The organism is Rhodococcus sp. CH91 (assembly GCF_022554085.1).
In the GTDB taxonomy this organism is placed as follows: Bacteria; Actinomycetota; Actinomycetes; order Mycobacteriales; family Mycobacteriaceae; genus Rhodococcus.
Genome location: NZ_JAKFYR010000011.1, coordinates 116,230 through 127,840 on the forward strand (window position 1 = coordinate 116,230; position 11,611 = coordinate 127,840).

Consider the following 11,611-nt stretch of genomic DNA (forward strand, 5'->3'; position numbering starts at 1 on the left):
ACCGGTAGACGCTCTCCGCGGAACGGGCGAGTCCTACGCACGTTCACAGGGCCGCGTCGAGATCCGCGAGCAGATCGTCGGTGTCCTCGATTCCGCACGACAATCGGACGAACCCCTCGGGCACCGCGTCGCCCCAGCGAGCGCGACGATCGGCGGTGGTGTGGATTCCGCCGAAACTGGTCGCGGGGGTGACGAGTTCGGTTGCGCGGACGAAGCGGTACACGTCGTCGCGGGTCGGTAGCCGGAACGTCACGAGTGGGCCGTAGCGACGCATCTGCCGCGCGGCGACCGCATAGGCCGGATCGGTCTCGAGTCCCGGATAACGCACACCGCTCACCGCCGGGTGGCTCCGCAGCATCTCGGCGACGGCGAGCGCATTCGCGCACTGCCGTTCGAAGCGCAATCCGGCGGTGCCGAGACTGCGGTGCGCCAACCAGGTCTCGAACGGGCCCAGCACGGTTCCCGAGAGCAGCCGTTCCCGGTCCACCGCGGGCAGCAGGTCGTCGTTCGCGACGGCGACGTATCCGAACAGCAGGTCGCTGTGACCGCTGAGCGACTTCGTGCCGCTGGCCACCACCACGTCGGCACCGAGATCGAGAGGGAGTTGCCCGAGTGGTGTCGCAGTCGTGTTGTCGACGAGCAACACCGCACCGGCCCGGTGGCACAGCGCCGCGGTCTCGCGCAGATCCACCGTGTCGAGGCCGGGATTCGACGGGGTCTCGGCGAGTACGAGCGCACCCGGACCGGCCGCGTCGAGCACCTGCTGCAACGATCCGTCCCCGAATTCGGCGACGGAGAGCTCGTGCACCTCGATTCCGTGCGGTGCCAGATACTCGGTCGCGAACATACGCACCTGGTAGTAGCCCTCGGACGGGACGACGACCGTGCCTCCCGGGGAGGTGAGCGCTCGCAACGCCACGGTGATCGCCGACATGCCCGAGCCGACGACACGCGCAGCCGACGCGTGTTCGAGTGCCGCGAGGGCCGACTCGAGGGCGCGCCAGCCCGGATTCGACGCCCGCGCATAGGTGTCGACGTCGTCCCTTTCATCCTCCCCGAGCAGATAGGGAGCGGCGAAGACCGGACCCGGCTGCAGGGGAGATCCCGGAAGGCCCTCGTGGGCAACGGCCTTCACACAGCGCGTCGAGTCGCCCGGCAGACGGCTCATTCCGGCTTGATCCGTCGTCCGAGGAGCAGCCCGATCGCATCGTGCACCGACATACCTTCGTGACAGACGCGATGAACCGCGTCGGTGAGCGGCATCTCGACGTCGTAACTCGCCGCGAGAGCGCGAACCGAGGTGCACGACTTGACCCCTTCGGCGACCTGGCCGTGCGTCGCCTCCTGCGCGCTCTCGAGCGAACCGCCGCGGCCGAGGCGCTCACCGAACGAACGATTGCGTGAGAGCGGGGACGCGCAGGTCGCGACGAGGTCGCCGACGCCGGCGAGTCCTGCGAGCGTTGCCGGTTTCGCCCCGAGCGCGGTCCCGAGGCGGATGATCTCGGCGAGGCCGCGCGTGATGATGCTCGCGACGGTGTTCTCACCGAGCCCCACCCCGGCTGCCATGCCGCACGCGAGGGCGATGACGTTCTTGCAGGCTCCGCCGATCTCGCAGCCGATCACGTCGGAATTCGTGTACGGGCGGAAATATCCGGTCGCACAGGATTTCTGGATTTCCATCGCTCGGGTGGAATCGGGGCACGCGATCACCGTCGCCGCCGGCTGCCCGTCGGCGATCTCGCGCGCGAGGTTGGGCCCGGACAAGACCGCGATGCGATTCTGTTCGGCGCCGGTGACCTGACCGATCACCTGACTCATCCGCATCAGGGTGCCGCTCTCGATTCCCTTGGCCAGGCTCAGGAGAGAGACGTCCGAGCCGATATCGGCGCTCCACCGCTCGAGATTGGACCGCAGGGTCTGGCTGGGCACGGCCAGCACGACGAAGTCGGCGCCCTCCACGGCGACCCGATGGTCGGCGGTGGCCTTCAACGAGTGCGGCAGCTCGACGCCGGGCAGATAGTCGGGGTTCTCGTGCCGCTCCGCGATACACCGCGCCACTTCCTCGCGCCGTGCCCAGAGCGTCACGTCCGTTCCGGCATCCGCCAGCACCTTGGCGAACGCCGTCCCCCACGAACCCGCGCCCAGAACTGCTGCTGTGGTCACACGATCCTCACTCTCGTTCCGGCCCCGGCTCGGGCCCAGTCACCACGATCGCACCCAGTATCGCGCAGTCCCGGCCCGCACCGTGCCCGCTCGGTCGCCGGACCGCACATCGTCCGTGGCGAGAGGACTGGCACAATCGCGCTCATGACCGCGACGCACGTGCTCGTCCCCGTCAAGGCCCTCGGCCTGGCGAAGTCGCGGCTGGCCGACTCCTTCGACCCGCGAGCGCGCGCCGCACTCGTGCTCGCGATGCTGCGCGACACCGTCACGGCAGCGCTGCTCGCGGGGGACGTGAGCGTCACCGTCGTCACCGTCGACGCGCGCGTCGCGGACACGGCCCGGGACTGCGGTGCCCACGTCTTCCCCGACCCCGTCTCCCCCGGGGCCGACGATCCTCTCAACGAGGCTCTGCGGGCTGCGGCGCGCCACGTGCGGGAACGCCGACGGGACGCCGAACTGGTCGCGCTCCAGGCCGATCTCCCGGCGCTGCGCTCCGACGAGTTCGGTCGCGCCCGCGAGGCCGCCCGCCGCGCGGGACTGGCGGTGGTGAGCGATCACACCTCACGAGGCACCACGGCATTGCTGCACTGCACACCGGGCACGATGCCCCCGTTCTTCTTCGGTCCGGATTCGGCCCTCCGGCATCTCCGGGCGGGGGCGTACGAGGTGCCGGATCCGCTACCCGGTCTGCGTCTCGACGTCGATACCCTCGACGATCTGGCCGGCGCGCACCGCCTCGGTGTCGGAGACGCGACCGCGAGGGTGTTGAACGAACTCGGGTTCGAGGTGCCGAGCCCCGCTCGAGAGAACCTCTCCTCCTGACGCCTCTGCCACAATGAACTGGTGACGAACGGCGATGCTCCCGACTCGACGACAAGGCCCGAACACGCGAGGCAGACGGGTTCCACGCGCCCCCCGGGTCGCGTGGCCACGGCCACCAGTGCTCCCCCGGCGGCGACCGCGCTGCAGCTGACGAGGGATCAGGACAGCACGCTGCCCGTCGATCGCTATCTCAACCGGGAACAGAGCTGGCTCGATTTCAACGCCCGTGTCCTCGCCCTCGCGGAGGACACCTCCCAGCCGTTGCTCGAACGAGCCAAATTCCTCGCGATCTTCGCGTCGAATCTCGACGAGTTCTACATGGTGCGAGTCGCAGGCCTCAAACGCCGCGCCGAGACCGGACTGTCGGTGCGATCCGCGGACGGTCTGTCACCCCGCACCCAGCTCGCCCTCATCGCGTCGAGCACCCGCGAACTCGCCGGGCGGCACGCACAGGTCTTCCTCGACTCGGTCCTGCCCGCCCTGGCGGCCGAAGGCATTTCGATCATCCGGTGGGCCGATCTGACGCCGGACGAACGCGGCCGGCTGACACAGTATTTCGCCGAACAGGTCTTCCCGGTTCTGACTCCGCTCGCCGTCGATCCCGCCCACCCTTTTCCCTACATCAGCGGACTCTCTCTGAATCTTGCTGTGACGGTGAAGGATTCGCAGTCATCGGGTGAGCACTTCGCTCGCGTGAAGGTGCCCGACAACGTCGACCGTTTCGTGCGGGTCGACCGGGCCGGTTCCTCGCACGGCCTGCCCGCCTTCCTTCCCCTCGAGGAACTGATCGCCGCGCACCTCGACGTGTTGTTCCCCGGCATGGAGATCGTCGAGCACCACGCCTTCCGGGTCACCCGCAATGCGGACTTCGAGGTCGAGGAGGATCGTGACGAGGATCTCCTCCAGGCCCTCGAACGCGAACTCGCCCGGCGCCGATTCGGTTCTCCCGTACGGCTCGAGGTCTCGGACGACATGACCGAGCACATGCTCGACCTGCTGTTGCGCGAACTGGACGTCGACAGGGTGGACGTCGTGCAGTTGCCGGGCCTGCTCGACCTGTCGTCCCTGTGGCAGGTCCACGCCGTCGACCGGCCCGACCTGAAGGACGCACCCTTCGTTCCGGCGACGCATCCCGCCTTCGGGGAACGCGAGACCCCGAAGAGCGTGTTCTCGACTCTGCGTGAAGGCGACATCCTCGTCCATCACCCCTACGACTCGTTCTCCACGAGTGTCCAGCGCTTCATCGAGCAGGCCGCAGCCGACAGCCAGGTGCTCGCCATCAAGCAGACCCTGTACCGGACGTCGGGCGACTCCCCCATCGTCAACGCGCTGATCGCCGCGGCCGAAGCGGGCAAGCAGGTCGTCGCACTCGTGGAGATCAAGGCACGCTTCGACGAGCAGGCCAACATCAAATGGGCCCGCAAACTCGAACAGGCGGGCGTCCACGTCGTCTACGGCCTCGTCGGCCTCAAGACCCACTGCAAGACCTGCCTCGTCGTGCGCCGGGAAGGCTCGACGATCCGCCGCTACTGCCATATCGGCACCGGCAACTACAACCCGAAGACGGCGCGCCTGTACGAGGACGTCGGCCTGCTGACCTCCTCCCCGGAGATCGGCGCCGACCTGACCGACCTGTTCAACACGCTCACCGGGTATTCACGCAAGGCCCAGTACCGCAATCTGCTCGTCGCGCCGCACGGGGTACGCAAGGGCATCATCGAACGCGTCGAACGCGAGATCGAGCATCACAACGCCGGGCGTCCCAGCGGAATCCGCCTCAAGGCCAACGCACTCGTCGACGAGCAGGTCATCGATGCGCTCTACCGCGCGTCGCGCGCCGGAGTGACGGTCGAGGTCGTGGTGCGCGGCATCTGCGCGCTCAAGCCGGGCGTTCCCGGACTCAGCGAGAACATCACGGTGCGATCGATTCTGGGCCGGTTCCTCGAACACTCGCGCCTGTTCCAATTCCGGGGCAGCGACGAGTTCTGGATCGGCAGCGCGGACATGATGCACCGAAACCTCGACCGGCGCGTCGAAGTGATGGTTCAGGTGAAGGATCCCCGGCTGAGTTCGCAGTTGGAGAAGATCTTCGACTCCGCTCTGGATCCCGTCACCCGCTGCTGGACACTCGAGGCCGACGGGACGTGGAGGGCGTCACCCGAGCCGGGCACGGCAGCCCGGGACCATCAAGTCGAGCTGATGCGCAGCCGCGCGTCCTGAGGTGGAGGAAACGTTGTCCGACTCACGCGACAAGCCCGTGAAGGCCAACATCTTCGCGGCGGGCGCGATCCTCTGGCGCCCCGCGGCCGACGACTCCGCGCACGACGCGGAGATCGCACTGGTACATCGTCCTCGATACGACGACTGGTCGTTTCCGAAGGGCAAACTCGACGCCGGCGAAACGGCAGTGGTCGCCGCTGCGCGCGAGATCGAGGAGGAGACCGGATTCCGGGCCGCGCTCGGGCGGAGTCTCGGAAAGGTGACCTATCCCATCCCGGGGCATCGCAAACTCAAAAGGGTCGACTACTGGATCGCCCGCACCCTCGACGGGCAGTTCACGCCCAACGAGGAGGTGGACGAATTACGTTGGGTGACCCCCGAGAAAGCATTCGACATGCTGTCCTACCCGATGGATCGCAGTGTCCTGCGACGCTTCCGCCGGGTGCCGCTCGACACCACCACCGCGCTGCTCGTCCGGCATGCCAAGGCCGGAAGCCGCAAGAAGTACAAGGGCGACGATCGATTCCGCCCGCTCGATGCGTCCGGGCGGGCGCAGGCCGCCGCTCTCGTCGCGCAACTGACGGCATTCGGTGGGGACCGGGTGGTCTCGGCCGATCGCACCCGGTGCATCAAGACGGTCGAGCCGTTCGCGGAGAGTCACGGACTCGAGGTCACTCTCGAACCGTCCTTGTCGGAGGAGGAATACCGGGCCGATCCGGATCGCAGCCGCAAGCGGGCGCTGGATATCGCGTCCGGGCCCGGCACGCCCGTGATCTGCAGTCAGGGCAAGGTGATCCCGCCCCTCCTCGGGTGGTGGGCGGAGCGAGACGGCGTGGTGCTGCCCCCGGCGCGTAACCGGAAGGCCAGTATGTGGGTGCTGTCGCTGCGAGGCGACCGTCTGGTCGCCGCCGATCACCTCGACAGCCCACTGCCTGTCGACGGGCGGGCGAGCGCGGACACGCGCCGCACCTGATCCCCGAACATGCGACGGCGGCCACCGGAAATCCGGTGGCCGCCGTCGCAGGCTCGGTGCGACCCGCACGCAGGCGGGCCGCACCTGGAGTGCACCCTACTTCTTGGCTGCAGTCTTACGAGCCGTGGTCTTCTTCGCCGGGCTCTTCTTCGCCGCGGTGGTCTTCTTCGCCGCGGTCGACTTGGTGGCGGTGGACTTCGTCGCCGGAGCCGCCTTCGTGGCCGGGGTCGTCGTCGCCGCGGTCGACTTGGTGGCGGTGGACGTCTTCGCCGGAGCCGCCTTCGTGGCCGGGGTCGTCGTCGCCGCGGTCGACTTGGTGGCGGTGGACGTCTTCGCCGGAGCCGCCTTCGTGGCCGGGGTCGTCGTCGCCGCGGTCGACTTGGTGGCGGTGGACGTCTTCGCCGGAGCCGCCTTCGTGGCCGTGGTCTTCTTCGCCGCGGTGGTCTTCTTCGCCGCGGTGGCCTTCGTGGCCGTGGTCTTCTTGGCCGCAGTCTTCTTCGCCGCCTTCTTGGCTGCTGCGGTCTTCTTGGCCGCTGCGGCTGCACCGCGCTTCACGGCCGGGCCCGTCGCGGGGAGCTTCTGGGTTCCCGCGATGATGTTCTTGAAGGACTGGCCGGGCCGGAAGGCCGGCACCGAGGTCGGCTTGACCTTGACCGTCTCACCCGTGCGCGGATTCCGAGCGACACGAGCGGCCCGGCGACGCTTCTCGAAGACACCGAAGCCGGTGATGGTGACGCTCTTACCCTCGTGCACGGCGCGAACGATCGCGTCCACCATGTGCTCGACGGCCGCCGTGGCCGTACGCCTGTCCGAACCGAGTTTCTCGGTCAGAACATCGATCAGTTCTGCCTTGTTCATTGCATTCCTCCGCCTGTACACGGTCCACCGTCAGACCGACTCGAGTCCACGGTAGACCCGCAAACGGGCAAGAGTCTATGTGCCACGCGGATTCTCATGCAAATAACAGGCGAGCCCGGGCCGACGGGAGCGTCGGCCCGGGCTGATCCAGGGGTGTTTTCAGGGCGCCGGAAGGGTACTCGGTTTCCATGACGGCCTTGACTTTTCGTACTCGGAAATCGCGTCTACCTGGCGCAATGTCAATCCGATGTCGTCGAGACCTTCGAGCAGACGCCACCTGGTGTAGTCGTCAATGGTGAACGGCACCACTGTGGTTCCGGCGGTCACAGTCCGGTTTGTCAGATCCACCTCGAGTTCGAGCCCGGGCTGCTGTTCGATGAGCTTCCAGAGCAATTCGACGTCGTCCTGCGCGACCTCGGCGGCGAGCAGTCCGGCCTTCCCGGCGTTGCCGCGGAAGATGTCGGCGAACCGGGACGAGATGACAACCCGGAAGCCGTAATCGGACAGTGCCCACACCGCGTGCTCACGCGACGAACCGGTACCGAAATCCGGTCCGGCGACGAGAACGCTGCCGCGGTCGAACGGAGGGGTGTTGAGCACGAACGAGGGGTCGGTGCGCCATGCGGCGAACAGACCGTCCTCGAATCCCGTACGGGTGACGCGCTTCAGGTACACGGCGGGGATGATCTGGTCCGTGTCGACATTGGACCGGCGCAGCGGGACGCCGATGCCCTTGTGAGTGGTGAAGGCTTCCATCGAAAATTCTCCTCGTCGGTCCTGTGGTCTAGTCCAGATCGGCCGGGGCAGAAAGCGTGCCCCGCACCGCGGTTGCGGCGGCGACGGCCGGGGAGACGAGATGCGTACGGCCGCCCTTTCCCTGCCGTCCTTCGAAGTTCCGGTTCGATGTCGACGCGGAGCGTTCCCCCGGCGCGAGCTGATCAGGGTTCATTCCCAGGCACATCGAGCATCCCGCCTGCCGCCATTCGGCGCCTGCGGCGGTGAAGATCTCACCGAGGCCTTCCTCTTCCGCCTGTGCCCGCACCCGCATCGACCCGGGCACGACGAGCATCCGGACGCCGTCGGCGACCTTGCGACCCTTCAGAACGTCCGCAACGGCACGCAGATCCTCGATCCGGCCGTTGGTGCAGGAGCCGACGAAGACGGTGTCGATCCGGACGTCGCGAAGCGGCATGCCCGGTTCGAGATCCATGTAGCGGAGCGCCTTCTCGGCGGCCGACCGCTCGGTCTCGTCTGCGATCTCCTCCGGTACCGGCACCGTGGCACCGAGCGGTGCACCCTGCCCGGGATTGGTACCCCATGTGACGAAGGGCGTCAGTGCGCTGCCGTCGATGTGGACCTCGGCATCGAAAACCGCGTCGTCGTCGGTCTTCAGCTGTTCCCATGCCGCGACGGCCGCGTCCCAGTCGGCGCCCTTCGGTGCATGCGGGCGCCCCTTGACGAACTCGTAGGTGGTCTCGTCGGGCGCGATCATGCCGGCGCGAGCCCCGGCCTCGATCGACATGTTGCAGATGGTCATCCGCGCTTCCATGGACAGCGCCCGGATCGCTTCACCCCGGTACTCGAGGACGTAACCCTGCCCCCCGCCCGTCCCGATCTTCGCGATGATCGCGAGGATCAGGTCCTTGCTCGTCACGCCGGGAGCGAGTGTGCCGTCGACATTGATCGCCATCGTCTTGAACGGCCGCAGCGACAACGTCTGCGTGGCCATGACGTGCTCGACCTCACTGGTGCCGATACCCATTGCGAGGGCACCGAAGGCTCCGTGCGTCGAGGTGTGACTGTCGCCGCACACCACCGTCATCCCCGGCTGCGTGAGACCGAGCTGCGGGCCGACGACGTGGACGATGCCCTGATCGATATCGCCCATGGGGTGCAGCCGAACACCGAATTCCTCGCAGTTGCGGCGCAGCGTGTCGACCTGCGTGCGCGAAACCGGGTCGGCGATCGGCTTGTCGATGTCGACCGTGGGGACGTTGTGATCCTCGGTGGCGATCGTGAGATCGGGACGCCGCAGCGTGCGTCCGGCCAGCCGCAGACCGTCGAAGGCCTGCGGGCTGGTCACCTCGTGCACGAGGTGCAGATCGATGTAGATCAGATCCGGCTGCCGTGCCGCACCCTCTCCTTCACCGCGCACGACCACGTGCTGGTCCCACACCTTCTCCGCCAGAGTCTTTCCAGCCATGTTCTCCACCTTGTCGTACGTGACGAACGCGAAATCCGGGGGCCGTCCGGTCGCGCATGGTGTCGTCTCCACCGCACTCGGCATGCGATATGCTTCTCATTATGCGAGACGGAGGTATCGACCTATGAGACAGCATAGCGGGATCGGAGTGCTGGACAAAGCGATGACAGTCCTCCATGCGGTGGCCGAACAACCTTGCAACCTCAACGAGTTGTGCGCTCGGACCGGTCTTCCGCGCGCGACCGCGCACCGTCTCGCCGTCGGCCTCGAGGTACACCGCCTTCTCATGCGGGACACGGACGGGCAGTGGCGCCCCGGGCCCGCGCTCGCCGAACTGTCCGCCGGCGCAGGTGACACCCTCGTCGAAGCCGCCTCGCTCGTACTCCCCCGACTGCGCGAGATCACCGGTGAGAGCGTGCAGCTCTACCGCAGAGAGGGTACGCAACGCGTCTGTGTCGCCGCCCTCGAACCCCCGACGGGCCTTCGCGATACCGTCCTCGTCGGTGCGCGTCTGCCGATGACCGCGGGGTCCGGCGCGAAAGTTCTGCTCGCATGGGCCGATACGGCCACCCAGCGAGCCATCCTGCCCGAAGCCGCCTTCGGAGAACGTGTCCTCGTCGAGGTCCGGCGCCGTGGCTGGGCCCAGAGCGCCGCCGAGCGCGAGCCCGGCGTCGCCTCGGTCGCTGCCCCGGTTCGCGACGCCACCGGCGCAGTGATCGCGGCAGTGTCGGTTTCGGGCCCCATCGACCGCATGGGGCGCCGGCCGGGTGCCCGGTGGGCTGCAGACCTCCTGGCGGCAGCAGAGGCGCTTCAGAAGCGGCTCTGAGCCGATTACCGGTGGCGGCGGCGGTGCGTCCTGCGTCACAGTCCGCGGTGATCGTGTGTCACAGTGCTTCGCATGGGAATCAACCGCCGCGCAGACATCACCATGACGGACTCGGAGATCGACGAGTTCCTCCACCGCAGTCGGGTGGCAAACCTGGCCACGCTCGGACCGACCGGGACCCCCCATCTCGTCGCCATGTGGTACTCGGTGCTGGACGGGGAGATCTGGTTCGAGACGAAGTCCAAGTCGCAGAAGGTCGTCAATCTCCGCCGTGACGACCGGGTCACCGTCCTCGTGGAGGCCGGCGACACCTACGACCAGTTGCGGGGTGTCTCCATCGAAGGCCGTGCGGAGATCACGGACGACCACGACCGCCTGTTCGCCGTCTGCCGTGACGTCTGGGAGCGATACACCGCTCCGTATACGGACGAGGCCCGTCCCGCGGTGGAACAGATGATGCACAAGCGCGTGGCCGTTCGCGTGGTTCCCGAGCGGGTGCGATCGTGGGATCACCGCAAGCTCGGGATGCCCGCTCTGGAGATCGGTGGCACGACAGCCGCATATCTGTCGCCGGCCGCCCGTTGACGCACCGACACGAAGAAGGCCCTCCGATCGATGATCGGAGGGCCTTCGCGTTGTACCCCCGATGGGATTCGAACCCACGCTACCGCCGTGAGAGGGCGGCGTCCTAGGCCGCTAGACGACGGGGGCCTGGCACTTTCCTCGGCATCGACGGGTCGATGCCGCTGCAGAGAAGAACCCCCACCGATCCAGAGATCGGTGGGAGTCCGTTGTACCCCCGATGGGATTCGAACCCACGCTACCGCCGTGAGAGGGCGGCGTCCTAGGCCGCTAGACGACGGGGGCCTGGCACTTTCCTCGGCATCGACGGGTCGATGCCGCTCCAGAGAAGAACACCCACCGATCCAGAGATCGGTGGGAGTCCGTTGTACCCCCGATGGGATTCGAACCCACGCTACCGCCGTGAGAGGGCGGCGTCCTAGGCCGCTAGACGACGGGGGCCTGGAACTTTCCTCGGCATCGACGGGTCGATGCCGCTGCAGAGAAGAACACCCACCGATCCTGAGATCGGTGGGAGTCCGTTGTACCCCCGATGGGATTCGAACCCACGCTACCGCCGTGAGAGGGCGGCGTCCTAGGCCGCTAGACGACGGGGGCCTGGAACTTCTTCTCTGTCGCTCCCCGGAGGAAGCTCAGCCAGCTTAGCTGGCCGAGACGCTGCGGGCAAACCGCCGCATCTCAGCTGGGGTACCAGGACTCGAACCTAGAATGGCTGAACCAGANCTTCTCTGTCGCTCCCCGGAGGAAGCTCAGCCAGCTTAGCTGGCCGAGACGCTGCGGGCAAACCGCCGCATCTCAGCTGGGGTACCAGGACTCGAACCTAGAATGGCTGAACCAGAATCAGCTGTGTTGCCAATTACACCATACCCCAATGGTCTGTCTCTTCGGCCTGCCCTGCGGGCTTCACGGCCTCCGTTCCGAACCGAGAAGAAGATTAGCACCAACCCCGCCACCAACTACAAAT

Annotated in this window: 10 protein-coding genes and 5 tRNA genes; 5 read left to right on the plus strand and 10 right to left on the minus strand. The window is 67.3% G+C overall.

Annotated features, from left to right (window positions below; genetic code table 11):
• Positions 1–43: 43 nt before the first annotated feature.
• The gene (locus tag MOM01_RS19315) at positions 44–1,168 is read right to left on the minus strand and encodes a cystathionine gamma-lyase (RefSeq protein ID WP_241387052.1); all 1,125 of its coding nucleotides are present in this window, start codon (positions 1,166–1,168) and stop codon (positions 44–46) included.
• Positions 1,165–2,163: an NAD(P)H-dependent glycerol-3-phosphate dehydrogenase gene (locus MOM01_RS19320; RefSeq protein ID WP_241387053.1), complete on the minus strand. Its 999-nt coding sequence runs from the start codon at positions 2,161–2,163 to the stop codon at positions 1,165–1,167. The genes MOM01_RS19315 and MOM01_RS19320 overlap by 4 nt, the downstream gene beginning before the upstream one ends.
• Positions 2,164–2,307: 144 nt before the next feature.
• On the opposite strand from MOM01_RS19320, the gene cofC reads away from it, so the two are divergent.
• Genes cofC through MOM01_RS19335 form a run of 3 tightly spaced genes read left to right on the plus strand, consistent with a single transcriptional unit; the run spans position 2,308 to position 6,178 of the window.
• Entirely contained in the window at positions 2,308–2,985 is a 678-nt protein-coding gene (cofC, locus tag MOM01_RS19325; RefSeq protein WP_241387054.1) for a 2-phospho-L-lactate guanylyltransferase, read from the plus strand.
• A 21-nt stretch (positions 2,986–3,006) separates the two neighbouring features.
• Complete coding sequence (locus MOM01_RS19330; RefSeq protein WP_241387055.1) at positions 3,007–5,205, plus strand: RNA degradosome polyphosphate kinase; 2,199 nt, start codon at positions 3,007–3,009, stop codon at positions 5,203–5,205.
• A gap of 13 nt (positions 5,206–5,218) precedes the next feature.
• Positions 5,219–6,178, plus strand: a complete 960-nt coding sequence (locus MOM01_RS19335; RefSeq protein ID WP_241387056.1) for an NUDIX hydrolase — start codon at positions 5,219–5,221, stop codon at positions 6,176–6,178.
• Positions 6,179–6,274: 96 nt separating this feature from the next.
• On the opposite strand, the gene MOM01_RS19340 is transcribed toward MOM01_RS19335, so the two are convergent.
• The 3 genes from MOM01_RS19340 to leuC all read right to left on the minus strand — a co-directional run bounded on the left by MOM01_RS19340 (position 6,275) and on the right by leuC (position 9,239).
• Positions 6,275–7,036 (minus strand): HU family DNA-binding protein, encoded by a 762-nt coding sequence (locus MOM01_RS19340; protein ID WP_241387057.1) that lies wholly within the window; start codon positions 7,034–7,036, stop codon positions 6,275–6,277.
• 159 nt (positions 7,037–7,195) lie between these two features.
• Positions 7,196–7,792, minus strand: a complete 597-nt coding sequence (leuD, locus tag MOM01_RS19345; RefSeq protein WP_241387058.1) for a 3-isopropylmalate dehydratase small subunit — start codon at positions 7,790–7,792, stop codon at positions 7,196–7,198.
• A gap of 28 nt (positions 7,793–7,820) precedes the next feature.
• Positions 7,821–9,239 carry a 3-isopropylmalate dehydratase large subunit gene (gene leuC / locus MOM01_RS19350; protein ID WP_241387059.1) on the minus strand — a complete coding sequence of 473 codons (1,419 nt, stop codon included), beginning with the start codon at positions 9,237–9,239 and terminating at the stop codon, positions 7,821–7,823.
• A 124-nt stretch (positions 9,240–9,363) separates the two neighbouring features.
• Between leuC and MOM01_RS19355 the strand changes: the two genes are divergently transcribed.
• Both MOM01_RS19355 and MOM01_RS19360 read left to right on the plus strand, forming a co-directional pair.
• On the plus strand, positions 9,364–10,065 hold the full coding sequence (locus tag MOM01_RS19355; protein ID WP_241387060.1) for an IclR family transcriptional regulator: 702 nt from the start codon (positions 9,364–9,366) through the stop codon (positions 10,063–10,065).
• 72 nt (positions 10,066–10,137) lie between these two features.
• Positions 10,138–10,650, plus strand: coding sequence for a pyridoxamine 5'-phosphate oxidase family protein (locus MOM01_RS19360; RefSeq protein WP_241387061.1), 513 nt, complete (start codon positions 10,138–10,140; stop codon positions 10,648–10,650).
• Between the two features lie 53 nt (positions 10,651–10,703).
• On the opposite strand, the gene MOM01_RS19365 is transcribed toward MOM01_RS19360, so the two are convergent.
• The 5 genes from MOM01_RS19365 to MOM01_RS19385 form a co-directional block, all read right to left on the minus strand.
• A tRNA-Glu gene (locus MOM01_RS19365) sits at positions 10,704–10,776 on the minus strand.
• Between the two features lie 83 nt (positions 10,777–10,859).
• Positions 10,860–10,932: transfer RNA gene (locus MOM01_RS19370), tRNA-Glu, on the minus strand.
• An 83-nt stretch (positions 10,933–11,015) separates the two neighbouring features.
• Positions 11,016–11,088, minus strand: a tRNA-Glu gene (locus tag MOM01_RS19375).
• A gap of 83 nt (positions 11,089–11,171) precedes the next feature.
• Positions 11,172–11,244, minus strand: a tRNA-Glu gene (locus tag MOM01_RS19380).
• A gap of 202 nt (positions 11,245–11,446) precedes the next feature.
• A tRNA-Gln gene (locus MOM01_RS19385) sits at positions 11,447–11,518 on the minus strand.
• Positions 11,519–11,611 lie beyond the last annotated feature (93 nt).

Excerpts from the sequence above, each read along its gene's own strand:
- MOM01_RS19360 (WP_241387061.1), top strand. The coding sequence starts at position 10,138 with ATGGGAATCAACCGCCGCGCAGACATCACCATGACGGACTCGGAGATC.
- MOM01_RS19340 (WP_241387057.1), bottom strand. The coding sequence starts at position 7,036 with ATGAACAAGGCAGAACTGATCGATGTTCTGACCGAGAAACTCGGTTCG.
- leuC (WP_241387059.1), bottom strand. The coding sequence starts at position 9,239 with ATGGCTGGAAAGACTCTGGCGGAGAAGGTGTGGGACCAGCACGTGGTC.
- leuD (WP_241387058.1), bottom strand. The coding sequence starts at position 7,792 with ATGGAAGCCTTCACCACTCACAAGGGCATCGGCGTCCCGCTGCGCCGG.
- MOM01_RS19315 (WP_241387052.1), bottom strand. The coding sequence starts at position 1,168 with ATGAGCCGTCTGCCGGGCGACTCGACGCGCTGTGTGAAGGCCGTTGCC.
- cofC (WP_241387054.1), top strand. The coding sequence starts at position 2,308 with ATGACCGCGACGCACGTGCTCGTCCCCGTCAAGGCCCTCGGCCTGGCG.
- MOM01_RS19355 (WP_241387060.1), top strand. The coding sequence starts at position 9,364 with ATGAGACAGCATAGCGGGATCGGAGTGCTGGACAAAGCGATGACAGTC.